22 protein-coding genes are annotated in these 25139 nt (G+C 59.2%); 9 read left to right on the forward strand and 13 right to left on the reverse strand.

Going from position 1 to position 25139, the window contains the following annotated elements:
* Both JJQ51_RS01240 and JJQ51_RS01245 read left to right on the forward strand, forming a co-directional pair.
* Nucleotides 1-3713, forward strand: a 3713-nt coding sequence (locus JJQ51_RS01240; protein ID WP_269244159.1) for a beta strand repeat-containing protein, incomplete at its 5' end; no start/stop codon positions are given.
* A 137-nt stretch (nucleotides 3714-3850) separates the two neighbouring features.
* Nucleotides 3851-4339: an invasion associated locus B family protein gene (locus JJQ51_RS01245; RefSeq protein WP_269244351.1), complete on the forward strand. Its 489-nt coding sequence runs from the start codon at nucleotides 3851-3853 to the stop codon at nucleotides 4337-4339.
* 299 nt (nucleotides 4340-4638) lie between these two features.
* Here JJQ51_RS01245 and JJQ51_RS01250 read toward each other — a convergent pair whose 3' ends face one another.
* Together JJQ51_RS01250 and JJQ51_RS01255 are read right to left on the reverse strand one after the other, a co-directional pair.
* Nucleotides 4639-6054: a sensor histidine kinase gene (locus JJQ51_RS01250; RefSeq protein ID WP_269244160.1), complete on the reverse strand. Its 1416-nt coding sequence runs from the start codon at nucleotides 6052-6054 to the stop codon at nucleotides 4639-4641.
* Nucleotides 5993-6658, reverse strand: coding sequence for a response regulator transcription factor (locus JJQ51_RS01255; RefSeq protein WP_269244352.1), 666 nt, complete (start codon nucleotides 6656-6658; stop codon nucleotides 5993-5995). The genes JJQ51_RS01250 and JJQ51_RS01255 overlap by 62 nt, the downstream gene beginning before the upstream one ends.
* 102 nt (nucleotides 6659-6760) lie before the next feature.
* Here JJQ51_RS01255 and JJQ51_RS01260 point away from each other — a divergent pair, with 102 nt between their 5' ends.
* The 3 genes from JJQ51_RS01260 to JJQ51_RS01270 all read left to right on the forward strand — a co-directional run bounded on the left by JJQ51_RS01260 (nucleotide 6761) and on the right by JJQ51_RS01270 (nucleotide 9466).
* A complete protein-coding gene (locus tag JJQ51_RS01260; RefSeq protein ID WP_269244161.1) occupies nucleotides 6761-7540 on the forward strand; it encodes an ABC transporter ATP-binding protein in 780 nt (259 codons plus the stop codon).
* 13 nt (nucleotides 7541-7553) lie between these two features.
* Nucleotides 7554-8420, forward strand: coding sequence for an ABC transporter permease (locus tag JJQ51_RS01265; protein ID WP_269244162.1), 867 nt, complete (start codon nucleotides 7554-7556; stop codon nucleotides 8418-8420).
* An 83-nt stretch (nucleotides 8421-8503) separates the two neighbouring features.
* The gene (locus tag JJQ51_RS01270; RefSeq protein WP_269244353.1) at nucleotides 8504-9466 is read left to right on the forward strand and encodes an ABC transporter substrate-binding protein; all 963 of its coding nucleotides are present in this window, start codon (nucleotides 8504-8506) and stop codon (nucleotides 9464-9466) included.
* 502 nt (nucleotides 9467-9968) lie between these two features.
* Here the strand turns inward: JJQ51_RS01270 and JJQ51_RS01280 are convergent.
* Genes JJQ51_RS01280 through JJQ51_RS01315 form a run of 8 tightly spaced genes read right to left on the reverse strand, consistent with a single transcriptional unit; the run spans nucleotide 9969 to nucleotide 17518 of the window.
* On the reverse strand, nucleotides 9969-10322 hold the full coding sequence (locus JJQ51_RS01280; protein ID WP_269244163.1) for a cupin domain-containing protein: 354 nt from the start codon (nucleotides 10320-10322) through the stop codon (nucleotides 9969-9971).
* Nucleotides 10315-10983, reverse strand: a complete 669-nt coding sequence (locus JJQ51_RS01285; RefSeq protein ID WP_145322972.1) for a cysteine hydrolase family protein — start codon at nucleotides 10981-10983, stop codon at nucleotides 10315-10317. Before JJQ51_RS01285 ends, JJQ51_RS01280 begins: the two co-directional genes overlap by 8 nt.
* On the reverse strand, nucleotides 10980-12533 hold the full coding sequence (locus JJQ51_RS01290) for an ABC transporter ATP-binding protein (RefSeq protein ID WP_269244164.1): 1554 nt from the start codon (nucleotides 12531-12533) through the stop codon (nucleotides 10980-10982). Before JJQ51_RS01290 ends, JJQ51_RS01285 begins: the two co-directional genes overlap by 4 nt.
* 1 nt (nucleotide 12534) lies before the next feature.
* Entirely contained in the window at nucleotides 12535-13590 is a 1056-nt protein-coding gene (locus JJQ51_RS01295) for a ring-opening amidohydrolase (RefSeq protein WP_269244165.1), read from the reverse strand.
* Nucleotides 13590-14303 (reverse strand): biuret amidohydrolase, encoded by a 714-nt coding sequence (gene biuH / locus JJQ51_RS01300; RefSeq protein WP_145636645.1) that lies wholly within the window; start codon nucleotides 14301-14303, stop codon nucleotides 13590-13592. The genes JJQ51_RS01295 and biuH overlap by 1 nt, the downstream gene beginning before the upstream one ends.
* Before the next feature lie 11 nt (nucleotides 14304-14314).
* Entirely contained in the window at nucleotides 14315-15241 is a 927-nt protein-coding gene (locus JJQ51_RS01305) for an ABC transporter permease (protein ID WP_183811500.1), read from the reverse strand.
* A complete protein-coding gene (locus tag JJQ51_RS01310; RefSeq protein ID WP_145636647.1) occupies nucleotides 15241-16371 on the reverse strand; it encodes an ABC transporter permease in 1131 nt (376 codons plus the stop codon). Before JJQ51_RS01310 ends, JJQ51_RS01305 begins: the two co-directional genes overlap by 1 nt.
* 19 nt (nucleotides 16372-16390) lie before the next feature.
* The gene (locus tag JJQ51_RS01315; RefSeq protein ID WP_145636650.1) at nucleotides 16391-17518 is read right to left on the reverse strand and encodes a BMP family ABC transporter substrate-binding protein; all 1128 of its coding nucleotides are present in this window, start codon (nucleotides 17516-17518) and stop codon (nucleotides 16391-16393) included.
* A 308-nt stretch (nucleotides 17519-17826) separates the two neighbouring features.
* On the opposite strand from JJQ51_RS01315, the gene JJQ51_RS01320 reads away from it, so the two are divergent.
* Together JJQ51_RS01320 and JJQ51_RS01325 are read left to right on the forward strand one after the other, a co-directional pair.
* Nucleotides 17827-18528, forward strand: coding sequence for a GntR family transcriptional regulator (locus JJQ51_RS01320; protein WP_210296399.1), 702 nt, complete (start codon nucleotides 17827-17829; stop codon nucleotides 18526-18528).
* Nucleotides 18529-18834: 306 nt separating this feature from the next.
* Complete coding sequence (locus JJQ51_RS01325) at nucleotides 18835-19209, forward strand: VOC family protein (RefSeq protein ID WP_269244166.1); 375 nt, start codon at nucleotides 18835-18837, stop codon at nucleotides 19207-19209.
* Between the two features lie 316 nt (nucleotides 19210-19525).
* On the opposite strand, the gene JJQ51_RS01330 is transcribed toward JJQ51_RS01325, so the two are convergent.
* The 3 genes from JJQ51_RS01330 to JJQ51_RS01340 form a co-directional block, all read right to left on the reverse strand.
* Nucleotides 19526-20071, reverse strand: coding sequence for a maleate cis-trans isomerase family protein (locus tag JJQ51_RS01330; protein WP_183811496.1), 546 nt, complete (start codon nucleotides 20069-20071; stop codon nucleotides 19526-19528).
* A 20-nt stretch (nucleotides 20072-20091) separates the two neighbouring features.
* Nucleotides 20092-20256: a hypothetical protein gene (locus JJQ51_RS01335; RefSeq protein ID WP_183811566.1), complete on the reverse strand. Its 165-nt coding sequence runs from the start codon at nucleotides 20254-20256 to the stop codon at nucleotides 20092-20094.
* Between the two features lie 170 nt (nucleotides 20257-20426).
* Nucleotides 20427-21089, reverse strand: a complete 663-nt coding sequence (locus JJQ51_RS01340) for a TetR/AcrR family transcriptional regulator (protein WP_269244167.1) — start codon at nucleotides 21087-21089, stop codon at nucleotides 20427-20429.
* An 81-nt stretch (nucleotides 21090-21170) separates the two neighbouring features.
* Here JJQ51_RS01340 and JJQ51_RS01345 point away from each other — a divergent pair, with 81 nt between their 5' ends.
* Together JJQ51_RS01345 and JJQ51_RS01350 are read left to right on the forward strand one after the other, a co-directional pair.
* Entirely contained in the window at nucleotides 21171-21911 is a 741-nt protein-coding gene (locus JJQ51_RS01345) for an SDR family NAD(P)-dependent oxidoreductase (protein ID WP_183811492.1), read from the forward strand.
* Nucleotides 21912-22549: 638 nt separating this feature from the next.
* A complete protein-coding gene (locus JJQ51_RS01350) occupies nucleotides 22550-24889 on the forward strand; it encodes a methyl-accepting chemotaxis protein (protein ID WP_269244168.1) in 2340 nt (779 codons plus the stop codon).
* Nucleotides 24890-25139 lie beyond the last annotated feature (250 nt).

Consider the following 25139-nt stretch of genomic DNA (forward strand, 5'->3'; position numbering starts at 1 on the left):
ACATCACCAAGGCGACGATCTCCGACATCACCGGCATCACGGCAATCAATAGAACCTATGACGGCACGACCAATGCGGCGTTGAACACGTCGGGCGCCGTCTTTAACGGTATGATCGCCGGAGATAGTCTGACGGTCAGCGGCGGCACCGGCGCCTTCGCCGACAAGAATGTCGGCACCGGCAAGACGGTCAGCATCTCCTCGCTTTCGCTCGGCGGCACAGACGCCGGCAACTATACGCTTACCTCCAATACGGCGACGGCCACGGCCAACATCACCAAGGCGACGATCTCTGCGATCACCGGCATCACCGCCGGCAACAAGACCTATGACGGCACGACCAATGTGGCGCTGAACACCGCGGGTGCGGGTTTCACCGGCATGGTCGCCGGCGACGCGCTGACGGTTGCAACCTTCAACGGCGCCTTCGCCAACAAGAATGCCGGCACCGGCAGGACGGTCAATATCTCCGGCCTGACGCTCGGCGGCACGGATGTCGGCAACTATACGCTTGCCTCCGATACGGCGACGACCACGGCCGATATCGCCAAGGCGACAATCTCTGCGATCACTGGCATCACGGCGAACAACAAGACCTATAATGGCAACACGACTGCCGTCCTGAACACGGCGGGTGCCGTCTTTAACGGCATGATCGCCGGAGATAGTCTGACGGTCAGCGGCGGCACCGGCGCCTTCGCCGACAAGAACGTCGGCACCGGCAAGACGGTCAGCATCTCCTCGCTTTTGCTCGGCGGCACAGACGCCGGCAACTATACGCTTACCTCCAATACGGCGACGGCGACGGCCAACATCACCAAGGCGACGATCTCCGACATCACCGGCATCACGGCAATCAATAGAACCTATGACGGCACGACCAATGCGGCGTTGAACACGTCGGGCGCCGTCTTTAACGGTATGATCGCCGGAGATAGTCTGACGGTCAGCGGCGGCACCGGCGCCTTCGCCGACAAGAATGTCGGCACCGGCAAGACGGTCAGCATCTCCTCGCTTTCGCTCGGCGGCACAGACGCCGGCAACTATACGCTTACCTCCAATACGGCGACGGCCACGGCCAACATCACCAAGGCGACGATCTCTGCGATCACCGGCATCACCGCCGGCAACAAGACCTATGACGGCACGACCAATGTGGCGCTGAACACCGCGGGTGCGGGTTTCACCGGCATGGTCGCCGGCGACGCGCTGACGGTTGCAACCTTCAACGGCGCCTTCGCCAACAAGAATGCCGGCACCGGCAGGACGGTCAATATCTCCGGCCTGACGCTCGGCGGCACGGATGTCGGCAACTATACGCTTGCCTCCGATACGGCGACGACCACGGCCGATATCGGCCAGCGTGTCGTCAACCTCTCGGGCAGCCGCACCTATAACGGTTCGACGGATCTCGATGCCTCGATCTTCACGCTGTCGAACCTGGTCGGCGGCGAAACGCTGACGCTGTCCGGCACCGGCACCATGTCCGACAAGAATGCCGCCTCGGGCAAGGGCGTGACGCTTGCGTCACTGACTCTGGCCGATGGCACGAATGGCGGCCTTGCCTCGAACTACACGCTGGCGGGCGGCACGGACACGGTCGATATCGCCAGGGCTATGATCTCATCGATCGGCGGGATCACCGCCAACGGCAAGATCTATGACGGTACGACGGACGCGACTTTGAACACAGCGGGCGCTGTCTTCAACGGCATGGTGTCCGGCGACACGCTTACGCTGGGCAATGGCTTCAGCGGCGCCTTTTCCGACAAGAATGCCGGCACTGGCAAGACGGTCACTATCTCCGGACTGTCGTTCGGCGGCGCGGATGCCGGCAACTATACGCTGGCTTCCAACACGGCCACGACACTTGCCGATATTGCCAAGCGCGCTATCACGGTCACGGCCGACGGCGCACACCGTACCTATGGCGATGCCAATCCGGGCTTCACCTATACCGTCGGTGGGAGCGGCCTCGTCGCGGGCGATACGCTCTCAGGGGCGTTGGTCACCTCCGCGACGACGGCGTCGGGGATCGGCAACTATGGCATCACGCTCGGGACGCTTGCTAACTCGAACTACGACATCAGCTTTACTGGGGCCGACCTGACGGTCACTCCGCGTGCGATAACGGTGACGGCGGATGGCAAGTCGAAGATCTATGGCGACGCAAACCCGGCGCTGACCTACACGACCTCGGGCCTCGTGAATAACGACACGCTCTCCGGTTCGCTATCGACTTCGGCGGGGCAGTATTCGAATGTGGGCGGCTACGGGATCACTCTCGGCAGCCTTGGCAATGCCAATTACGCGATCACCTATAATGCGGCTAATCTGACGGTCACTCCGCGGGTGATGACGGTAACGGCGGATGCGAAGTCGAAGATCTATGGCGATGCAAACCCGGCGCTGACCTACACGACCTCGGGCCTGGTCAACAACGACACGCTCTCCGGCTCGCTTTCGACATCAGCAGGGCAATATTCCGACGTCGGCGCCTATGCGATTGCCCAGGGTACACTGGCCAATGCAAACTACGCCATAAGCTATACGGGTGCCAATCTGACAGTCACCCCGCGTGCGCTGACAGTGACGGCGGACGCGCTGTCGAAGATCTATGGCGATGCCAATCCGATGCTGACCTATACCGCGACGGGTCTGCTCAATGGTGACACGCTGTCCGGATCACTCGCGACCACGGCGGGGCAATATGCCGATGTCGGCAGCTACGCCATCACCGGCTCCTTCTCGGCGTCAAGCAATTACGCGCTGACCTATGTTGGAGCCAATCTGAGCGTGAACCGACGCGCGCTCACGGTCACGGCGGATACGCTGTCGAAGACCTATGGCGATGCCAACCCGGCGCTGACCTACACCGTCGGAGGAGCGGGCCTGGTCAATGGCGACATGCTGTCCGGATCACTTTCGACCACAGCGGGGCAGTATTCCAACGTCGGCAGCTACGCCATCACCGGCTCGTTCTCGGCATCAAGCAATTACGCTCTGACCTATGTCGGAGCCAACCTGAACGTGAACCGACGCGCGATCACGGTGACGGCGGAGGCGAAATCGAAGACCTATGGTGATGCCAATCCGACGCTGACCTATGCTGCGGCAGGCCTGCTGAATGGCGACACGCTCTCCGGTTCGCTTTCGACCACGGCGGGGCAATATTCCGATGTCGGCGCCTACGCGATCACGCAAGGGTCGCTGGCCAACGTCAATTACGCGATCAGCTACATGGGCGCAGACCTCACGGTGAACCAGCGTGCCATTACGGTTGCGGCCGACTCTCTCAGCCGACGCTATGGCCTCGCCAATCCAGCACTGACCTATACCGTCATGGGGGCGGGCCTGGTCAACGGCGACAGGCTTTCGGGAGGGCTTGCCACGCCTGCAACCCGTCTCAGTGAGCCGGGTGCCTATGCGATCACCCAGGGCACGCTTCTGGCGTCCGCCAATTATCGCATGGACTTCGTTCCAGGCGTGCTGACCGTGGAAAAGGCCGCTAACCCCGAACCGGGCACACAGGCAAGCTCCATGATGCCGAGCTTCGATGCCGGCCGCTTTGCGCCGATCCCGCCGGTCTCCGACGGCACGGAAACCGCGGATGGTGGCCACGATGTGATCACCGATCCACGCTTCGAGGGCACGTTCGTCTGCCTCAACAATGGCAACGGCTGCGTTTCGCTTCCGGGCCAGGCGACGCCGTAGCTACGACATACAATCCGCCGGACGTTGGCCGTCCGGCGGACTGAACCGTCACGCACGGCCGGACCCCAACCATATGAAAGGAACCTGTTCTAATGACGTCATCCCGCTATTTGCCGAAGGCTTCAGTGCTGGCGGCAATGCTCGCTCTCGTCGGCGGTATCGCCACCGCCGCTCCGCTGCCGGGCGGGGCCAGCTCGCTGGTCGAGACCTACGACGATTGGGGCGTCGTATGCCAGATGCAGGCCAATACTCCATCCTGCCTCGCCCGTCAGATCCAAACCAGCAATCAGACGAAGCAGACCGTCCTGGCAGTCGAGATCGGCAAGGCAACGGACGGTAAGTTCCGGGGTACGCTGGTGCTGCCGCTCGGACTGGCACTGCCCCAGGGTGCTCAATTGAAGGTCGACGATGCCCCTCTCGGCAATACTCTGCCGTTCTCGACCTGCCTGCCGCAAGGCTGCCTCGTGCCGCTGACCTTCGAAGCAGACACGATTGCAAAGCTCAGGACCGGCAAAGCCCTCAACGTTACCGTTTCCGCCGCCAGCCCCGCCCAACCGCTGACCCTGGCCGTCTCCCTGAAGGGCCTTGCCGGCGCGCTCAATCGTATTGCCGACCTTACCAAATAGCGCTCTCTCCTCCGATGGCTGCAAGCATCTCGAGGTTCAGGGTCATGGGAAATCTGCTACTGGTGCCGGCGATAATCTCTAAAACGCCATGGACGTCGATGCATGGGCGCTGGTATCAGGCAACATTGTAATGTTTTTCAACTGCCTGACTGAGGATCAGTGAAGCGAAAAATGTAGTGCCTTGCCTACGCACAATCGATGGTCGACAGCTCCGCCAAAGACCTCGCTGCCGGAAAAGCGTTGGCTATGACCGGGAGCACGAGACGGCTCGGATAGTCATGGACGACACCGCCTCAGCATCAGAGCGACATCGGCAAAATTAGTTGGACAACGGTGAAATCATCCTCTCGCTGAAAAAGCAGTGAGCCGTGGTGCGCTTTCGCGACCTCTGATGCAATTGTCAAGCCCAGTCCCGAACCACGGGACCTAGGCCCTTTTTCGAACGGAGCAAGCAGCGATTGTGGATCGGTATCGAAACCATCTCCGTCGTCACGGATGATGATGCTGACTCCCGTTGGAAGAGGTTTCACTTCCACTTCCAACTTGGAGCTTGCTCCGTGAGCCAAGGCATTGTTGATGAGGTTGGAGATTGCCTCCCGAAGGCTGATTGGATCAACGGAAAGAACGATATCTTGGGTGGCAGGTTTGAAGCTGATGTCGATCTCCCTCGACATCGAAAGTGGCACCGCTTTCGACATTACGAGCTTGACAAACTCGTTGATATTCACCGGTTCGAGTCGGGCTGAATCGATGCGGTGGAGGACCATGGCATGGTCGAGCAATTGCCCCGTGAGACGCCCCAGCTCGTTGTTCCTGTCTCTGATCCGTGAGATTGAATCCTTAATTGCAGCACCGGATTTCGCATGTGAAAGCATCTCGACCTGAGCGTCGAGTGCAGCGAGCGGCGTGCGCATCTGATGTGCGGCATCGCCGATGAACCTCTGGAACATCGCGATGCGCTCGGACAGTCGGCGCATGAATCCGTCGATGGACTGGACGAGGTTGCGTATCTCGACCGGAGGCTCGGCATGAATTGGCGACAGATCGTCAGGATCGCGCGACTGGATTTCGTGCTCGATCTGTATGAGCGGCTTCAGGGCAAATCGCAGCGAGAGCGTAGTCGCCGCCACGGCAAGCAAGAACATCACGCCGATCACACCGAGCGCTTGGTATGTCAGGCTACGGGCGAGGGCGATACGCGCATGTATCGTCTGTGCGACCGTGATCTCCGCCCAGCCGGTAACGGCGGGATTTTCGATTTTTCTCGAAATAGTGGCCATGCGCACGGGCTGATCCGCATAGACGCCATTCTCGAAAACCAACTCCTTCTGCGTCTGCCGAGGCGGCGCCGTCGGGGAAAGATCCTCACTTCCGGCAACGACGATACCGCGTGGGTCGACGACGCGATAGAAGACAAGATCGTAGGCGGCGAGGCCTGAGATGGTCGAGGCTGGAGGGTCCAACGTTACGACGCCGCCTTGCACGAAGACGTTTTCAGCAAATTGGACCGCACCGCTTCCAAGGAGCCGGTCATAGGCCTCTCGTGCCGCGGTATTGGCAGCGTAGGACGCCATGCAGCCTAAAATGATAGCACCACCGGCAAGAACACCCGCAACAAGCCCAAGTATCCTGACCCTGATCGATCGACTGAATTCACGTAGAAGCAATTTGATACCCGAGGCCCCGCAACGTTCGGATCTCCACGGAAGAGCCAACGAGCTTTCGCCTTATCCTGGCGACGAATTGCTCGACGGCGTTGGAGCTTGGATCCTGATCGAAATTGAAAAGCTGATCGACCAATTCTTCCTTGGAAAAAATTCTCTCCGGTCTTGACGCGAGTATTTCAAGAACGGTCAACTCCCTTCGCGTGAGACTGAGCGGCTGGCCATCGACTGCTGCCACTCGTGCCTTGCGGTCCACCACAAGAGCGCCGAAAGAAATGCGATTATCCGGCAGCCCGTCGTTGCGTCTCATCAAGGCTCTCGCTCTTGCTTCCAGTTCCCCATAGTCGAACGGTTTGGTCAAATAGTCATCGGCACCCAGATCGAGAGCGCTGATCTTCTCGTTGACTTCCGAGCGCGCCGTCAACACGAGAACCGGCGTTTTCACGCGGCGGGCGCGAATGCTGCGCAGAACCTCGAGCCCGTCGCGGCCAGGTAATGTTAGGTCGAGAATAACCAGATCGTAGGCCTGAACATTCAGCAGATCGATGGCATTGGCTCCATCTGCTTCCAGATCCACTGCATGGCCCGCATTTTCCAAACGGATAGATATCGCTTTCGCAATGTCTTCCGTATCCTCCACGATTAAAACCCGCACGCTCCCACGCCTCCCGGCTGCTTGAGTCAGATAAGAGTCAGAATAGCTTGCTAACGTCCAAATCGCACTAGAGGAGTTGCAAACCATATTTCGGGAGGATTGATGGACACGCTATCCATTGGCGGGGCGCCGGCACCTTTGCTGCGCGTTGAAGGCGTCACGATACAATATAAAACACCTGATGCATTGATCACCGCGACCCGCCGTGTGAGCTTCGATGTGCATAATTCCGACCGTTTCATTCTTCTTGGCCCGTCGGGTTGCGGAAAATCCACTCTGTTGAAGGCGATCGGTGGCTATCTCCCCGTGGCGGAAGGTAAAATCACGATCAAGGACCGCTTGGTTGCCGAGCCTGGTCCAGATCGCATGATGGTTTTTCAGGAGTTCGATCAACTGCTTCCGTGGAAGACCGTTATCGAGAACGTCATGTTCGCGCTCACCGCATCGGGTCGCCTTTCGGGTGCGCAAGCGCGTGAGCGGGCCGAATCCTACATCGAAAAGGTGGGGCTGGCGAAGTTCATGAACAGCTACCCGCATATGCTTTCAGGCGGCATGAAGCAGCGCGTGGCAATTGCGCGCGGAATGGCCATGGAGCCCGATGTCCTTCTCATGGACGAGCCTTTCGCGGCTCTCGATGCGCTGACGCGCCGCAAGATGCAGGACGAGCTACTGCGTCTGTGGGACGATACCAAATTCACCGTTCTATTTGTCACTCACTCGATTGAAGAAGCAATCCGCGTCGGCACACGCATTCTGTTGCTGTCGCCCCATCCTGGCCAAGTCAAGGCCGAGCTCAATAGCATCGCGCCGGATCAACTCGGGACTGCCAGACAGGCGGAGCTCGAGAGCCGCATCAATGACATGCTGTTCGCATCACACTGACGGGGTGAGCAAAATGACCGATCTTTTTACCTTCAGACCCGAAGCAATAAACGACGTGAATTCCGGCAACGCTCCGATTGTAGCAAAATCTGTGAGTGCGTTCGAACGCGTCTATCGCGTCGGTTTTCTGCGGAAAGCCTTCATTCTCTTGGTTCTGGCCCTCATATGGGAGATTTATGGCCGTTGGCTAGCCAACCCTCTGCTCTTCCCGACATTCGGGCAGACGGTTGAAGCCTTTGTTGCCAATATCGTCAATGGCGTTATTCCCGATCGTATGATCGTATCGCTCAGGACGCTGGTCATCGGTTACGGGATCGGTATCGTTCTCGCCTCGCTGCTGACCACGCTTGCGATTGGATCACGGCTGGGTGCGGACCTGCTCGAGACATTGACCTCGATGTTCAATCCGCTTCCGGCGATTGCACTTCTACCACTGGCACTTATCTGGTTCGGCCTTGGTTCTGGCAGTGTCATCTTCGTTCTGGTTCACTCAGTTCTGTGGGCAATCGCACTCAACACCCATGCCGGCTTCCGCTCGGTCTCTCCCACACTCAAGATGGTTGGTCAGAACTACCACCTCAAGCGCCTCAAGCTTGTAAGACTCATCCTTATTCCCGCGGCCTTTCCCGCCATTTTGACGGGCTTGAAGGTCGGTTGGGCGTTTGCCTGGCGCACCTTGATCGCAGCAGAACTGGTTTTTGGTGTGTCGTCCGGCTCGGGTGGGCTTGGCTGGTTCATTTATGAAAACCGCAATCAGCTTGAAACGGCGAATGTGTTCGCTGGCTTGTTCACCGTCATCCTGATCGGCCTTTTCGTGGAAAACATCATTTTTGCAGCCATCGAGCGCAAGACGGTTCGCCGCTGGGGCATGCAACACTAACCTTCAAGCAAAGAGTTCATGTTCACAAGGAGGAGGAATACGTGAAACTGAAACAGGCATTCTTAGGTCTTTTTGCAGCTGGCATGCTTGGGACCGCCGCGCATGCGGAGGTCAACGAAGTCAGGATTTCCAAGGGCTTCGGCATTCTCTATCTGCCCTTGATCGTCATGGAAGATCAGAAGCTTCTTGAGAAGCATGCAAGGGAAGCCGGTCTTGGCGACGTCAAGGTTTCCTGGCTGTCGCTTGATGGCGGCAACGTCATCAACGACGCAATGATGGCCGGTACCTTGGATTTTGCCGGAACGGGTGCTCCGGGCTTCGTGACTCTGTGGTCCAAGGCAAAGGGAATCCCCAACGTTGAAGTCGTTGGCGTCTCGGGCATGAGCTCCACTTCGCTGTGGCTCAACACGAACAATCCCGAGATCAAGTCGCTCAAAGACTTCAAGAGCAGCGACAAGATTGCACTTCCCGGCATCAAAACATCGCTTTCCGCCGTCGTGCTGCAGATGATTGTCGCGAAGGAGTTCGGCGAAGAGAACTACGCGAAACTTGACCCCCTCACGGTCAGCCTTCCTCATCCCGAAGCTTTGGCGGCGCTCGTGAGCGGAAAAACCGAAATCAACGCCCATTTCACGTCCCCGCCGTTCCAGTACGTCGAAGCCAAATCGCCCAATGTTCACCGGGTGCTGAGTTCGACCGATTATCTCGGCAACATCACTCTTGACGTCACCTTCGCACCGAAGAAGTTCGTCGATGCCAACCCCAAGATGACGCAGGCCTTCATCGATGCACTCGATGAAGCCAACGGACTGATCGCCAAGGACAAGAAGCGGGCAGCGGAAATCTTCGCCAAGAGCTCCAAGGTTAAGGTGGAGCCCGCGGATGCGCAGGAGATGATCGAGGACAAGGACGCGAAGTTCGATACGACCCCAAACGGGATCATGAATTTCGCCGATTTTATGCACCGTGCCGGCTTGATCAAGACCATGCCTACCAAGTGGAGTGATATGTTCGTTCCGCAGCTTGCGGATCGCAAGGGCAGCTAAGCGTCTCCCAGCGAGGGTCGAGACATTCCGATGTCATGACCCTCGTAACCTTTTCCGACGCAAGATAGCGACGCCTTGACACCTGCATACCGCGCGAAGTCTTCAAGATATCGGCCGCTAACTCCTGCATGCACGCGTAATGCCAATAAGATCAATGGCGTGAGAACGGAGCGATAAAGGGTCTTTGGTTCGGATCCTTTCCAGCGACGCGGTCCAGAACGGACATCTCATCGTGCTCGTCATGGCCGAAGCACCGAGACCGGGATCCGTGATGTTATTGAGGCAGCTGTTCGTCCCCTTGAACGCTTTACGCTTGCCTCTTTACCAGCGGCTATCGGCCGCGACGCCGCGCTCTCCAACCGAGACGTTGACACATCGCGGAAAGGTCGCGAGAAGGCACCTGCGGAACCGATGATCTACTCGCGATGCAAACCCATTCGAAGCGGCTGGATTGAAAGTGAATAATCTCCAGCTTCGATAGTGGCGGGTAGATCTAGGTGTGTCACGCCGTTTTCTCTTCCAATATTGTCACGGGCCGATCCCACTGGATCAGGACGACGCAGCCTGTATCGCTCCACACCGAATGCTCGGTCCCGGCGGCATTGACAATGTAGGAGCCCTTGGCATAGTCGCCGGCCTCATCCGATTGCACGCCTTCGAGCACGAGAATGGTCTCCAGCCCCTCATGCCGGTGGCGGGGCACGAACGCGCCGACCTCGTATTTCAGTAGGGCGACGCCTGGCTGGTCGCCCTCGAAATGCTGAATCCAATGGATCGTGACGCCATCCCGAAACGGACCGAAAGTCAGTTCCTTCCAGCCACCCGTCGTCAGCAGTTCGCGTGTCGTTTCAGGCATTGTTGATGGTCTCCAGAATGTCGTCGACATGCGCCGTCCAGCCAACGATGGCGCCCTGCGCCTGGATCATCGCGATCGCGGCAGACTTGAATTCGGGGAAATAGCTTTCGGTTGCTTCTTCGGCTAGCAGGCATTCATAGCCGCGGTCGTTGGCCTCGCGCATGGTGGTCTGGACACAGACCTCCGTGGTGACACCGGCGAAGACGAGCTGCTTGATACCCTTACGCTTCAGGATGTCGCCGAGTCCGGTGGCGTAAAAGGCGCCCTTGCCAGGTTTTTCGATGACGATCTCGCCGTCGATGGGGGCGAGTTCGGGAAGAATTGCCGTGCCAGGCTCGCCGGCAATCAGGATGCGGCCCATCGGTCCTAGATCGCCGATCCTGAGCGAGGGATTGCCGCGGTCGCGTTTGGCGGGTGGCAGGTCGGAAAGGTCAGGTCTGTGGCACTCCATCGTGTGGATGACGGGCAGGCCCGCTGAGCGGAAGCCCGCAATCAGCCGCTTCACGTCGGGGATGATCTTCGTGATGCGGCTGACATCGTTGCCGAGACTGGCGCCGAAGCCGCCGGGCTCGGCAAAATCGCGCTGCATGTCGATGACGATCAATGCCACGGCCTCGCGTCGCAGCGCGAAGGGAAACGGTTGAGCCCTGATGTCGGTCATCCGTGATGTCCCGCCATATGAGCGCCAATCACCGAGATATCGGCGGTCGGCGCCGGTGTTTCGTAGACGAGCCTGCCTTCGGAGATCACCATGATGCGATCCGACATTTCCAGAAGTTCGTCGAGATCCTCCGACAAAAGCAGCACAGCCGCCCCGGCGTTGCGGGCACGCATGATACGGGCACGGATTTCGGCGACGGCAGAAAAATCGAGGCCGAAGCAGGGATTGGAGACGATCAACAGATCGACGTCGCCCGTCAGCTCCCGTGCCAGCACGGCACGCTGAACATTGCCGCCGGAAAGGGCCGCGATCGGCGAGGCCGATGATGCCGTCTTCACCTTGAAGTCGGAAATCAGCGATGTCGCACGCTTCTTCATTCGGCTTCTGTTTAGCCAGATCGCCTCGGTGCCGGTCTCCGTCAGGTCGAAGGTGCGGAAAGCGAGATTCTCGCTGACGGTCATGCGCGGCGCACAGGCATTCTGCAGCGGCTCTTCCGGAATGAAGCGGACGTTGTTCTTTCGTGTCTCCGGCCGCGTCGCACCATAGATCTCGCCGTTGACGCTGATCGCTCCGGTCTCGGTTGGCCGCTGCCCGGCGAGAATTTCCGTGAGTTCTTTCTGGCCATTGCCGGAAATGCCAGCGATGCCGACAATCTCGCCGGAACGCACCGTCAGCTTGTCGATCTCGATCGTCTTCAGGCCGGAGCGGTCGGGCGCCCTGACCTGGTCCACCTGCAATACCGGCTTGGCCGTATCAGTGACAGGAACGCGCGTGTCGAGTTCGGCAAGCTTGATGTCGCCGATCATCATCGCCGCCATGTCCGCCGTTGAGAGTTCGCCGACCTTGCCGCCACCGACAAGCTTGCCACGCCGCAGGATCGAGACCGCATCGGCGAATTTCGTCACCTCATGGAATTTGTGGCTGATCATCAAAACGGTCAGCTCGCCGCGTTCGGTCATGCCCCTCACCAGGCCGAGCATCTCATCTGCCTCCGCCGGCGTCAGCACGGAGGTTGGTTCGTCAAGCACGAGGAAGCTGCGGCCGAGATAAAGCTGCTTGACGATTTCGAGCTTCTGCTTTTCGCCGGCGGCAAGCTCGCTGACCCGCCGGTCGAGCGGGATCCTGAAGGGCATCCGTTCCATGAAGGCGGCAAGCGCCTTACGCTCTCTTGCCCAGTTGATGATAGCGGGTACTTCGGCGCGGCTGATGACGAGGTTTTCGGCACCGGTCAGCGACGGCACCAGCGTAAAATGCTGGTAAACCATGCCGAGGCCGTAGGTGGCGGCATCCTTGGGCGAGGCGACCGCCACCTCGTGGCCGTCCACGGACAGGGAACCTGAGGTCTGGTGATAGAAACCCATGATGCATTTGACGAGCGTCGATTTCCCCGCGCCGTTTTCACCGAGCAGCGCGTGGAAGCTACCTGCGGGAATACTCACGGATACCTGGTCCAGTGCTGTGAAGCTACCGAAACGCATGGTCATGTCGTGCGTCTCGATGCCGACCGCCTTGCCGGCTTGGGGAAGAGGGGTATCGCGAATTATGCTCACCTCAGTGCTCCTTCTCGACAATGATGGCGACGGGACCGCCGCCGGGAGGCCCTTGATGTTCGGCGCCGCGGGAGACGTAGAGATCCGTGATGCCGAAGAGGCCGGCGAGCACGCCGCCAACGAAGGCGCGCGCATGGCGCGTGCCTGAGATATCGGAATCGTCCAGCATCGTATGACGCTTGCCACGAATCTTTCCGATGGGATCCGGTTCGGCCTTGGCGAGAACGGCAGCGAGGCGGCTTTTGGCCGGCAGGCGCTCGTATGCCTCGCGCACTGGGGCTACATCGACGGCATCACGCATCACCGCGTGGTCGATCGCCAGTGGCCCCGACCATCGATCGCTCATGCCGAGCACGATGATTTCGTGATCCGTCAATTCAACGCCGGCCGAGGCGGAGGCGCGGCGCGAGAAGAGTTCATGGTTGTGACAGATGTCGGTGTCTCGGAGCGCTCCTTCGTCGACCTCGCCGAGCGCGACCGCCACGCCGAGCGCCGATGCGCCGCGCGACAGGCCCATCGATTTCAATGTGTCTCGGGTGGCGAGTGTCTTTCCCTCGGCCTCAGCCGCGCTGATGCGGCTGAGCGTGAGGAGCGGGCATTTGATCTGGACGAAATGGACGTCGCTTGGGTCGTCGATGCCGGCGTCACGCATCGCTACACGCACAGCTTCGGCCACAAGCAGAACCTGTTCGCGCCGCCCGAGATGTTGGGATGGCAGCGAAGGCGTGCGCGCGACCCCGATCGCCAGCGCGCGTTCGGCCGGCGCATCGACCACGTCTCGGGCGAACACCGTCCAGTGCGGCGAGAGCGCCCCCTCCGTCCCCCCGGACATGACGAACAAGACGCCATCGGCGCCGTGATGTCGAAAGAGTGTTTCGAAGCTGCGGGTAGCAAAGCCGCGGCTGAAGTCGTTAACGCAGCCATTGCCCTCGGTCTTACCGAGTATAGCCACGACATTCTTGGCCGCCAGGCCGTCAGCAAGAAGCGATTCGACGCCGGAGGTATCGTCCGGCCCTTGGGCGGCGACGCGATAGACATGGGCGCGTAGTGAAGGCATCAGGGCAATGCCTCGATCAAGGCCTGGGAATTGGAGACCGAACCGAAAACGCCGCCCTGCATCTTCACCATCTTGATGGCGGCAAGGTGATTTCCGTAATCGGTCGCGCCGCAGCAATCCTCGAGCAACAGGCATTCGAAGCCCCGGTCATTCGCCTCGCGCATGGTGGTTGAGACGCAGACGTCGGTCGTAATCCCGGTCAGGATGATGTTTTCGATGCGCTTCTGGTTGAGAATCAGCTCAAGGTCGGTCGCGCAGAAGGAGCCTTTGCCCGGCTTGTCGATGATTGCCTCGCCTTCGATCGGATAAAGCTCGGGAATGATGTCCCAACCGGCTTCTCCACGCACGAGGATACGGCCGCAGGGGCCGCTGTCGCCGATGCCGGCGCCGATGCGTTGCGAGCGCCATCGCTTGTTAGCCGGCAAGTCGGCGAGGTCAGGCCGATGACCCTCCCGCGTGTGGATTATGTGATAGCCCTTTGTACGCATGGCAGCCAGGACGGCCTTGATCGGCTCGATCGGCGCCTGAACCAGCGAAAGGTCGTAGCCCATGTGATCGACATAGCCGCCCCTACCGCAGAAATCCGTCTGCATGTCGATAATGATGAGCGCTGTGTTGTCCGGTCCGAGGGCGCCGTTATAGGGCCAAGGATAGGGATCGGCGTCGATATAAGTCAGTTTCTGCCCGTTGGCCGCGGCTGCGAGACTATTCATGGCTGATCTTCCTATTTGGTGAGCGAAAGCGCGCCGGGAGCGCCGCTAAGCGCACGGGTGGGCGAGGAGGTGATGATCATGATGACGAGCGTCAGCACGTACGGAGCGGCATAGAAAAGATAATATCCCTGCGTCACGCCGACGGACTGCAGAGCTGGGCCAAGCGCGCCGGCGCCGCCGAAGAGAAGCGCGGCGACGAAGCAGCCGATCGGGTTCCAGCGGGCGAAGATCACCAGCGCCACGGCCATCAGGCCCTGTCCGGAGGAGATGCGCTCGTTCCAGGAGCCTGGATAGTAGAGCGATAGATAGGCGCCGCCGATCGCAGCCAGCGAACCGCCGACAGCGGTTGCCAGCAGCCGGACACGATCGGGGTCTATGCCCATGGCGCGCGCCGCGTCCGTGCTGTCGCCCACGACGCGCAGCATGAGCCCGATCCTGGTGTTCCTGAATGCCCACCAGAGGACGAGGGCGAGGACTGCACCGAGAATGAAAAGGGTATTGATGTTCAAGGCTGCCCGTACAGGCTGCAGGTTTGACCAGAAACCGAAGGGGATCGCCGGTAGGCGCGGCGCGACAGGCTGTATGAAGGACTTGCCGAGAAAGAAGGCAAGGCCGAGACCGAACTGCATCATGGCGATGCCGATGGCGACGTCGTTGACCTTCGGCCATTTGCAGATCCAGCCGTGCACAGCGCCGAAGATCGCCCCGCTCGCCATCGCGGCGAGCACGCCGAGCCAGGGGGAGCCGCTCATGACGGCGAAGGCATAGGCGGTCATGGCGCCGAAAACGAGCGTGCCTTCAAGGCCGAGATTGATGCGGCCTGAGCGTTCGGTGATCGTCTCGCCAAGGCTGACGAATATGAAGGGCGTCGAGACGCGGATCGCGCCGGCCAGAATGGCAAGGGGCACGCCCCAGAGACCGATTGCGGCATCGTCCATCATGCGCTCCTTTTCCAGAGATCGGGATTGAAGATCTTGAAGCGGCCATAGAAGGTTTCGCCAAAGAGGATGACGATGAAGAGCGTGCCCTGCAGAACGAGCACGGTCGCGTCGGGCAGGCCCATGCGGCGCTGGATCAGGCCGCCGGACGCATCGATGCCGCCGAGAAAGATGGCGACCGGGATGATCGCAAGCGGATTGTGACGCGCCAGGAAAGCGACGAGGATGCCGGTATAACCATACCCGGCGGCAAGCGAGGCATTGGCGCTGCCCTGGACCGCGGCGACCTCGATCATGCCGGCAAGGCCGGCGAAGCTGCCGGCAATCGCCGTGAAACCGGCAATCAGCCGTCCCACGGGCAAACCCTGGATCTGCGCGGCGCGAACATTGCCGCCGGCGATGCGGGCGGCGAAGCCATAACTGGTCATCTCGAGCAATATCCACGAGCCTACACAGGCGACAACGCCGATGACGAGGCCCCAATGCACCTCCATGGCTGGAATATTGCCGAGCATATAGTCGTGAGGCAGCGGCTTGGTGGAGGGCTTGTTGAGGCTTGCCGGATCGCGCAGCGCGCCTTCAACGAACTGGTTCATCAATGCGATGGCTATATAGGCGAGCAGCAGTGAGGAGATGGTTTCGTTGACGCCGCGATAGTGGCGAAGGAAGCCGGCAAGACCGATCCAGATGCCGCCGATTGTCATGGCGGCAAGCGCCATGAGGACAAGAACGATAATCGGCGGCAACAGGCCTATGATCGGCAGTGCGATCGCCGCGGCCGCCACGCCGCCGAGAACGACGGCGCCTTCGCCGCCAATGATGACGAGGCCAAGCCTTGCTGGCAGCGCGACGCAAAGCGCGGTGAGTAACAGCGGGGAGGCGCGGCTCAAGCTGTTCTGGATGGAAAACCAGCTGCCGAAGCCGCCGGCGTACATGAAGCGAAAGAGGTCGGCCGGCGATTTGCCGACCGACAGGATGAATAGGGAGAACAGCGCGAGGCCTGCCAGGATCGCGCCAAGCGTGATCACCACAGGCTCGGCCCGCCGCGCGAGCCATTCGATGGCCGGGCGCAGCTGCGTCCGCCGCTGCTGAACGATGGACAATGCGGGCTCATTGATTTCAACCGTCATGACGGTGCTCCCTCGGTAATCAAGCCGTGGAGCCAACGACGCCTTCGACGAGATAATTCATGCTTTCGAGTTCGATCGCGTCCTCGGCGAAGCTCTTGTCCGCAGTGATGACGGCATTGCCCTTGTTGTCCTTGATGGGCCCTTTGAAGACCGAGAATTTTCCGGCCATCATCTCGGCAAGTGTCGCCTCGAATTTCTTGCGGGATTCATCCGAAACGCCAGGGCCGAGCGGGCTCATCTTGACGAAGCCATCCTTCAGTCCACCGCGAACGAAATTGCCGAGCGTTCCGCCAGCTTGTGCCTTCTTGACGAAGTCGGAGTACACATTCCCCCAGGCCCACTCCGCGCCAGTCAGATACTTCGCGGGAGCAAGGGGGCTCTGATTGGCGTGATAGCCACAGACGAAGGCACCGCGGCCGGCGGCGGTTTCGACGACGACCTTCGGGCTGTCGACATGGCAGGTGATGACGTCCGCCCCTTGGTCGATCAGCGCGTTGGTCGCTTCGGCTTCCTTTACGGCCAGTGACCATTCACCCGTGAAGATCACCTGGCAGGTGATGGCCGGATCGACGGAGCGCGCACCGAGCAGAAAGGCGTTGATGTTTTGCAAAACCTGCGGGATCGGCTTGGCAGCAACAAAGCCGATCTTCTTGCTCTTCGTGGCATAGCCGGCGGTCACGCCGTTCAGATATTGACCCTGGAAGATATAACCGAAATAGGAGCCCGTATTGACCGGGTTCTTGCCGGCCTGCCAGAGGCCGCCGCAATGGCGGAACTGGATGTTGGGATATTTGGCGGCCATGGCCAGCATATGCGGATCGAAATAACCGAATGACGTCGGGAAGATCAGCGTTGCGCCGTCAAGATTGATCATCGATTCCATCGTCTTTTGAACATCGACGGTTTCAGGGACGTTTTCTTCCTCGACCACGGTGACGCCGGGGAGCGCCTTGACGACGGCAGCGCCTTCGGCATGGGCCTGGTTATAGCCATAATCATCTTTTGGGCCGACATAGATGAAGCCGACGGTGAGGGCGGTCTGGGCATGGGCGCGAGATGACAGAAGGCCCGGCGCGACACTGGCAAGCGCACCTGCGGCCGAAGCCCGGAGAAAGTTGCGGCGATTCATGTGAAGGAGTGTCGTCATGGAATGCTCCTTGGGGCGGGAGCCCGGTTCGTAAAAAAGATCACATCAAAGTGTATGCAATCGCTATGCCAGATATTAAGTTAATGATATTACTGTAATAAAATTCCATCGAAGTTCTGATCGCCGAAAGTGGATGCAGATTTTCTTGGAATAATGCCCTTAAATAAGCAATGCACTTTTTTTGATCTTTATTTTGAAAGCTGCGCCGCGATAATCAATAGGATCGAGTTCTTCTTTTGAAAAAATATCATTTAAAAACAATAGATTAAATTGATGATTGACTTTGGTTTGTTCGTGCGTACATCTGTATGCACGAGCTGAGGGATTCGCCTATTTCTGTGAAGCAGATCAAGCGTAAGGACGTTGTGAGGCCAGGAACGACCGTCGAGCAGATGGTGCGGGCTGTGGCTGATATGATCGTAACCGGGGCGCTCCTGCCGGGCGAGAAGCTTGACGAAATCACACTCGCGGCTCGTTTCGAGGTATCACGAACCCCGGTTCGCGAAGCGCTGCGCGAACTTGGCGCGATGGGTCTCGTTGGTCGTGAACCGAACCGCAGCGCCGTCGTGACGAATGTTAGTGGTGCCTATCTGCATTCGATGTTTGAGGCAATGGCGGAGCTCGAAGCTATTTGCGCGCGCTTATCGGCGGAGCGAATGACCATCGACGAACGTCGCGCCCTCGAGCGTCAACATCGCGCTTCCGCCCGGCTGGTGCGCGCCGGGGCCGAGGAGGATTATGCCACATACAATGTCGAGTTTCACAACCAGCTCTATCGCGGCGCTCATAACGACCATATCCTTGAGCTGGTGACGCAAACGCGCGCCCGGCTCGCTCCGTTCCGTCGCGCGCAATTCCGCCTTCCCGGACGTCTCGCCAAGTCCTTCGATGAGCACGACATCATCGTCACCGCGATCATGCGCGCAGACGCTCAGGCGGCTAGACAGGCGGCTTATTCACATGTCGCCATCGTCAGCGATGCCAGCGTTGTTTTCGCCGAGCAGCGGTAGTGCCTTGAAGCTGCGGCGACGTAAATGCTGTTGCCCGATTTTACCCAATTGATCGGCCAGGTCGGGATCGATGACAAGACCGCTCGACGGTATAACCGGCTATTTGAACAATTGCTCATCATTCAGCTGCAAATTATCCCCGCATCGTGATCAGCGGCCGCAATACGCCAGCGACAATGATCTGGATTTCATCGCCGATACGGGCAGAATGAACGGGAGAGGCTGTCCAATTGGGAGGTTTGCGCGTTCAGCATGGCTAGGCTAGCGTAGGATAGGGCGATTGGACACCTTAGTGGAGATGAAACGATGTTCACTCACGTCATGATTGGAAGCAACGATTTGGAGCGAGCGAGAAGCTTCTACGACGCCACATTCGCTGCACTGGGAGGCAATGCCGGCGAGATGGACGCGAGAGGCAGGCTGATCTATACCCATGAGGGCGGCCGGCTCATGATCACGAAGCCCATCGATGGCAAGCCGGCGACCGCGGCCAATGGCGGGACTATCGGCATAGCCGCCGCGACCCCCGAACATGTCCTTGCGTGGCATGCCGCCGGTACGGCACATGGGGGCATGGCGATCGAGAGCCCGCCCACGGAGCGTCCAAACGGGTCATTCGTCGCATATCTTCGCGACCCGGACGGAAATAAATTGACCGCGCGGACTGCGCCGACGAAGTGAAGCAGGTGTCAAGCAACGCCTAGCAAACGCCGTGATCGATGCTCAAGAGGCGAATAGGCGTGGGAACGTCGCCTTCCGGCGGACCTCCGTCATGGCAGTATCGCGCCTTCCCTTTAGCCATTCCAGTCACCTTGGCGATTTCCTGAAAGCCGTCGATCGGGTGAGCGCCGGCTCTCAACTTCCCGATCGTTCCTAAACACGACGGCACATAGATAGAGTCGATGGTCGGACGTTACGGCGCGTCTGATATGCTCTCTGGTCCGACCAAGTGAGCTCGCGATAGCGCGAGCTCACTTTCGTGTTCCGATGTACCGGTCTACGAAAACATCCTTCCGAAGCCGGACACACGGCTCAGATCATACCCCACCGCCGATAGTCCGCCGTAAATTGCCGTCGCGACGCTGTCGTGTACGGGTATCCCATGTGCCGCTTCCAGTTGATCAACGAGCGAGGCGCCGGCGAGATTGGTACAAAATACAGCAATTGAATCAGGTTTTGACGGTGCGAGCTCGTCGACCATCTTGGAAATCTTTTCGCCTGTCACCTGACTGAAGCTAAAATTGTCTCGAATGCCTAAATGCCGTTCGCAGATGATATCGACCCCTTCATTGGCGAAGGACTTCACGATCGCGACCTGGACGTCGTCGGTATACGGGGAAACCAAGCCGATCCTTTTCTCATTTCGCTTACGCATCACGTCAAAGAGGGCAAGCACCGATGTAGACGCCTTCACGCCCGTTGCCTTGGTGATGCGCTCGCATAGATGACGATCGCTGTCGAGGCCGAGCCAGCCGGCACTGGTGCCGTTCCAGACGATGACATCGACCTTGGCGTCGGCCAGCAATTCGGCAGCCGTCATCATCGGACGGTCGTTGAACTGGCTCAGTAGTGCGGAGCGCCGACCACCAACTCCAGTCCGCAGGCCTCGACAACCAGCGCGACTGCCTTGTTCGTCGTGTCCTTCAGTGCCTGTTCGATCGCCTGGTCATGCCAGGTCGGCCAGTAGAGCACCTTCGTGCCGGGGGCAGCGGGGCGATGCTGGTCCATCGAGATCGGCACAGGGTATGGACCAGCGGTCGCGAGGATCGGGGCCGGCGATAACGGAGAGCATGAGCGCTGCGTCTGCAACGTCACGGGCGATGGGTCCGATATGCTCGATCGATTCCCAGCCTGAGACGCCTGGAAGCGAAATGTCGCGGCATCCCGGCCAAAGCGGGTCACTCCGCGGCTTTCGAGACAAAGCCGTCCCAGCCCGCCATGGCGATCTCGGCGACGCTTTGGAGCTCGGCTCTTTCCGCTCCGTCGCGGGCGCGGATCGCCATCCCGCTCTGAACGGTCTGGAGAAACCTGCAGACCATGGCGATATCAAGCGCCGATGGAAGTTCTCCTTTATCGACCGCCCTTTCCAGACGCGACGCGAGCACGTCGAAAGCTAGCGCTCGTGTTGACCGCATCAACTCGGCAAGCTCCGCGTGGCCATCGCTGCCCACCGTGCCAAGCGTCGCCAGGCAGCCGCGCGGCAAGTCGCAGTCCGAACCGGTCATGGCGGCGGCCGAGTCGTAGAGATAAGCTTCCACCGCTTCCCGCACGGTTGTGGCTTCATGGAAACGCCGCCAAACCAGATGTTCGTAGTATGAAGCGTAGTGTCGCAGCGCTTCGGCATAGAGTTCGTCCTTCGAGCCGAACGCCGCGTAGAGGCTTGTCGTGGCGATGCCCATGGCTTCGGTCAGATCCGAGATCGACGTCGCTTCGTAACCTTTGATCCAAAACATTCGCATGGCGCAGCTCAGCGCTGCGTCACGGTCGAACGCGCGGGGCCGGCCACGTCCGGAACCTGTTGCCGGGGGTTGCAATGATGTGCTGTTTTGATCTTTTTGCATCGATCGCTACATAAACTCATTGACTTTCATTTTCAACGTCCATATTCGTTATGTATCGATCACTACATAAATGGAGTCGAGATGATTGATCTAAAGGGAAAGAGAGCGCTTGTGACCGGCGGCTCGCGCGGTATAGGGGCGGCTATCGCCCTGACGCTTGCCGAACATGGCGCTGACGTCGCGCTGACGTTTCAGAATTCGGCCGAGCGGGCGAGGGCGGTCGTCGCCTCAATTGAGGATCTCGGCCGGCGCGGCATGGCGATCCAGGCCGATAGCGCGGATCCGATCGCGATCCGGCGGGCAGTCGATGAAGCTGTAAAGGAGCTTGGCGGCCTCGACATTTTGGTGAACAACGCCGCGGTCGCACTCTACGGATCGATCGCCGACATCAATGTCGAGGACATCGATGCGCTCCTTGCGGTAAATGTCCGCGGCACGATCCTTTCGACGCAGGCCGCCCTTCCGCATCTCGGCCCGGGGGGGCGAGTGATCACGATCGGCTCAGCCGGTGCGGATCGGATCGTCGGCGCGACGGGCACGGTCTACTTCATGACGAAATCGGCGCTGCAGTCTTTCACCCGGGGCTTAGCGCAGGAACTGGGACCGCGCGATATCACGGCCAATCTGATCCAGCCAGGTTCGACGGATACCGAGATGAACCCGGCGAATGGAGACTATTCTGAATTCCAGCGTAACCTCATCCCATTGGGCCGATATGGGGCGCCTTCGGACATCGCGGCGGCCGTCGCGTTCCTGGCTAGTCCCGCGGCAAGACAGGTCACGGGTGTGATCCTTAACGTCGATGGCGGTTTGAACACCTGACCGCGGCGATTCCTTCATGATGGCTGGCGACGCTTGCCTCGGAGCGACAAATCTTCCCGCTTGGTCGTCGCCAGGCATCTCATCAAACGTTGCTTGGGACTCGGCGGGACATCGTCTCGCTCCCCGCGATAGCACTCCCGCTGATGGTCTAGGCAGCCGCGAGACCGCCAGGTAGTCATGCACTGAAACATGCTTAGGGCGTGATTTGGCTGATCCTCCGATGTGGTTAAGCGGCTGGCGTTTGGCGATTAGGCCGTTATTGCCGATTCTATCTGAAAAGGACCAATCGCGCATTTGTGTCAACTCACAGAGATACTTTCAACTTTTCGGAATACTTTGTCTTTCTTTCCTAACGCAGGAAAGATGAAGCAAAACGCGTTAAATCGAGACCATGGACGACATTAACAGGGCTGATCAAAAACCCCCTGTGTTTTTAGGGGAAAGCGTTAATCCTGTTTCAACAAAGCCGGGCTAACTTTTCTCCTGATTGGGCAGGGCATGATGCGCCTGTGATCGAGCGGCGTCTCGATGGCTCACGGACTGCTTTTCTTTTAGAAATTTCACCTCGAGAGCTCCAGAAATACGGGTTTCGGCGAAGCGGGTTAGCGTTACGGCACCCCGAACGTAGGTGAGCAATTATGATTTTTTCTCTTCGCAATATACTTGTTGGAATTTTCCTTTTTCTCAGCGTCGCTCTGTGCGTGCTAACGGGATCTTCGACGCTTGATGCCTATCGCGATGCAGGTAAGTATGCCGACATCTCGAAGTTAACCATGCTAGATCGGGCTCTCTTCCAAACGCTTGCGAACTTCCGCAACGAGCGAGGCGATGGGTCGTCGCTCGCCAAACTTGAGCTTGGCGGGCAAGATGCAACGCTTGCCCTGTTAAGAACGGATAGGGGCATCGTCGACAAATATATGGCTGACGCGAAATCAGTCTTTGCGAACATTGACGACCAGACGCTCAAAGCCCCGATTGCCGATGTCATGAATGCCTATGATCGGGTTGTCGAATTCCGCTCAAAGCTCGACAGCGAAGTCGCCAAGAAGCTCGCTGATCGCGACCCGACGCTGCAGGCTACGACACTGGACATCGGTCAGCAGTTCTTGACCGCGTTGGAGACGGGTTCAACCGTCATTGAGAGCCGGATTCGCACGAGTGATCCCTCAATGACGGCGCTGATTCAGATCCGTGCGCTGACATGGTACACTCGCGCGACGGCCGGTGCCGCAAATCTGTTGTTCGTCAACACGCTGGCCTCTGGAGAGGCAATGAAGCCCGAGGACGTCAGCAAGATCCAGCAATTCGATTACGCTGCGAGTTTCACCTGGGGACAAATCGGCACTCTGGTCAATCATCCGTCGACACCACAGGTCGTCAAGGACGCCTATAAAGTCAGCAGCGCGACCTATTTCAGCGGCGACTTCGCAGCAAAACATAATGCATTGCTTGCAAGATTCGCGGCCGGTGAGAAGAAGGCCATGCCCCTCGACGACTGGCGTCCGCTTGGCAACGCCACCCTTCTGACCATCACGAACACCGCGGCGGCGGCCGCGGACGGCATGGTCGCCAAGGCATCCGCCAGCCAGAATGATGCATTCGTCAGCTTGATCGCCTATGGACTCACCTTCCTTGTTGCCGTGGTGCTGAGCGCCACGGGCATATGCGTCATCCTCCTTCGCGTCACCAGGCCCGTCGGCGCGCTGACTCATTCCATGACCGAACTTGCCCAAGGCAACCTCTCGGTCTCGATCAGTGGCGTTGAACGGCGTGATGAGATTGGCGCCATGGCGCGTTCCGTACAGGTTTTCCAGCAGGCAGCCCTGCGCAACAAGGCGCTCGAGGCCGAAGCCGCCGAAGCACGCATTACATCGGAGAATGAACGCCTCGAAGTGCAGCGCCGAGCCGAAGAAGAAGCCGAAGAGAGGCTGTTGCAGGCTACGGGTTCGCTTGCGACGGGACTTCGTCATCTGGCATCTGGCGACCTGCGGTGCGAGATCGAAACGCCGCTGGCTGCGCAGTTCGAAGCTCTGCGTCACGACTTCAATTCGTCGGTCAGCCAGTTGCGCGCTGCGATGTCCCAAGTCGGCCACGCCGCGTCACTGGTAAACAGCGGCAGTTACGAGATCTCGCAGGCTTCCGACAATCTTTCCAAGCGCACGGAGCAGCAGGCCGCCTCGCTGGAAGAGACGGCAGCAGCGCTGGAAGAGGTTACTGCCAATGTTCAATCGACCTCCAAGCGGGCTGGCGACGCACGCGACTTGGTGCGCGGTGCTCGATCGCGAGCGGAAAACTCCAGCCAGGTCGTCAGCAATGCCGTCAGCGCCATGGGCAGAATTGAGCATTCGTCCAAGCAGATCAGCCAGATCATCAGCGTGATCGACGAGATCGCTTTCCAGACCAACCTGCTTGCGCTCAACGCCGGTGTCGAGGCCGCGCGCGCGGGCGAAGCCGGAAAGGGCTTCGCTGTTGTAGCCCAGGAAGTTCGCGAACTGGCCCAGCGTTCTGCCAATGCCGCCAAAGAGATCAAGGCCCTGATCGGCAATTCCGAAGCTGCCGTCGGCGAGGGCGTGAAACTCGTCAACGATACTGGCGAGGGCCTCGCAGCTATCGCCGACTTGGTCCTGCAGATCAATCAGCACATGGATGCCATTGCCACCGCCGCTCAGGAACAGTCCATGGGCCTGTCGGAGATCAACAGCGCCGTCAATCATATGGACCAGGCGACGCAGCAGAATGCCGCCATGGTCGAAGAGATGAATGCAGCCGGCGCAGGCTTGGCCGAAGAGAGCAAGCGTCTTGGCGAGCTTCTGAGCGCATTCCGCACAGGCGAAACCGAGCGCATGGAGCCGCGGGCGAGGCCCCTGGCCCGGCCTGCCTCAGCCCCGACAGCAGGCCGGCTTGCTGCACGCCCCGCTCCTGTCACGCAAGGCAATGCTGCGCTTAAACATCTTCAGCAGGAATGGTCGGAGTTCTGATCGGTTTGATGTGAGGAGAGGCATCGCGGCTCTAGCGCGGTTCAAGAAGCAAGGATTGCCCCGGACGTTTTGTACGGGGCATTTTCGTTTGGCCAATTCAGTGTTCATGTGTGCCGAGATTCACCCATCTCTGCATTGCACCGTGACCTTTGCGAATGCCGATATCTCTAACTCATCAATGGGTTCTCAGCCACTTATTGGATCAGCTTAACGCAAATCTCGGTCAACGCGCCGTGAAGCTTAATGCCAA

The organism is Rhizobium sp. AG207R, assembly GCF_027109195.1.
Lineage (GTDB): Bacteria > Pseudomonadota > Alphaproteobacteria > Rhizobiales > Rhizobiaceae > Rhizobium > Rhizobium dioscoreae.

Coding starts and splice junctions, on each gene's coding strand:
- biuH (WP_145636645.1), bottom strand. CDS start 14,303: ATGAATAGTCTCGCAGCCGCGGCCAACGGGCAGAAACTGACTTATATC.
- JJQ51_RS01345 (WP_183811492.1), top strand. CDS start 21,171: ATGATTGATCTAAAGGGAAAGAGAGCGCTTGTGACCGGCGGCTCGCGC.
- JJQ51_RS01325 (WP_269244166.1), top strand. CDS start 18,835: ATGTTCACTCACGTCATGATTGGAAGCAACGATTTGGAGCGAGCGAGA.
- JJQ51_RS01310 (WP_145636647.1), bottom strand. CDS start 16,371: ATGACGGTTGAAATCAATGAGCCCGCATTGTCCATCGTTCAGCAGCGG.
- JJQ51_RS01305 (WP_183811500.1), bottom strand. CDS start 15,241: ATGGACGATGCCGCAATCGGTCTCTGGGGCGTGCCCCTTGCCATTCTG.
- JJQ51_RS01335 (WP_183811566.1), bottom strand. CDS start 20,256: ATGGACCAGCATCGCCCCGCTGCCCCCGGCACGAAGGTGCTCTACTGG.
- JJQ51_RS01295 (WP_269244165.1), bottom strand. CDS start 13,590: ATGCCTTCACTACGCGCCCATGTCTATCGCGTCGCCGCCCAAGGGCCG.
- JJQ51_RS01265 (WP_269244162.1), top strand. CDS start 7,554: ATGACCGATCTTTTTACCTTCAGACCCGAAGCAATAAACGACGTGAAT.
- JJQ51_RS01270 (WP_269244353.1), top strand. CDS start 8,504: ATGCTTGGGACCGCCGCGCATGCGGAGGTCAACGAAGTCAGGATTTCC.
- JJQ51_RS01330 (WP_183811496.1), bottom strand. CDS start 20,071: ATGATGACGGCTGCCGAATTGCTGGCCGACGCCAAGGTCGATGTCATC.
- JJQ51_RS01285 (WP_145322972.1), bottom strand. CDS start 10,983: ATGACCGACATCAGGGCTCAACCGTTTCCCTTCGCGCTGCGACGCGAG.
- JJQ51_RS01260 (WP_269244161.1), top strand. CDS start 6,761: ATGGACACGCTATCCATTGGCGGGGCGCCGGCACCTTTGCTGCGCGTT.
- JJQ51_RS01315 (WP_145636650.1), bottom strand. CDS start 17,518: ATGACGACACTCCTTCACATGAATCGCCGCAACTTTCTCCGGGCTTCG.
- JJQ51_RS01350 (WP_269244168.1), top strand. CDS start 22,550: ATGATTTTTTCTCTTCGCAATATACTTGTTGGAATTTTCCTTTTTCTC.
- JJQ51_RS01245 (WP_269244351.1), top strand. CDS start 3,851: ATGCTCGCTCTCGTCGGCGGTATCGCCACCGCCGCTCCGCTGCCGGGC.
- JJQ51_RS01320 (WP_210296399.1), top strand. CDS start 17,827: ATGCACGAGCTGAGGGATTCGCCTATTTCTGTGAAGCAGATCAAGCGT.
- JJQ51_RS01280 (WP_269244163.1), bottom strand. CDS start 10,322: ATGCCTGAAACGACACGCGAACTGCTGACGACGGGTGGCTGGAAGGAA.
- JJQ51_RS01340 (WP_269244167.1), bottom strand. CDS start 21,089: ATGCAAAAAGATCAAAACAGCACATCATTGCAACCCCCGGCAACAGGT.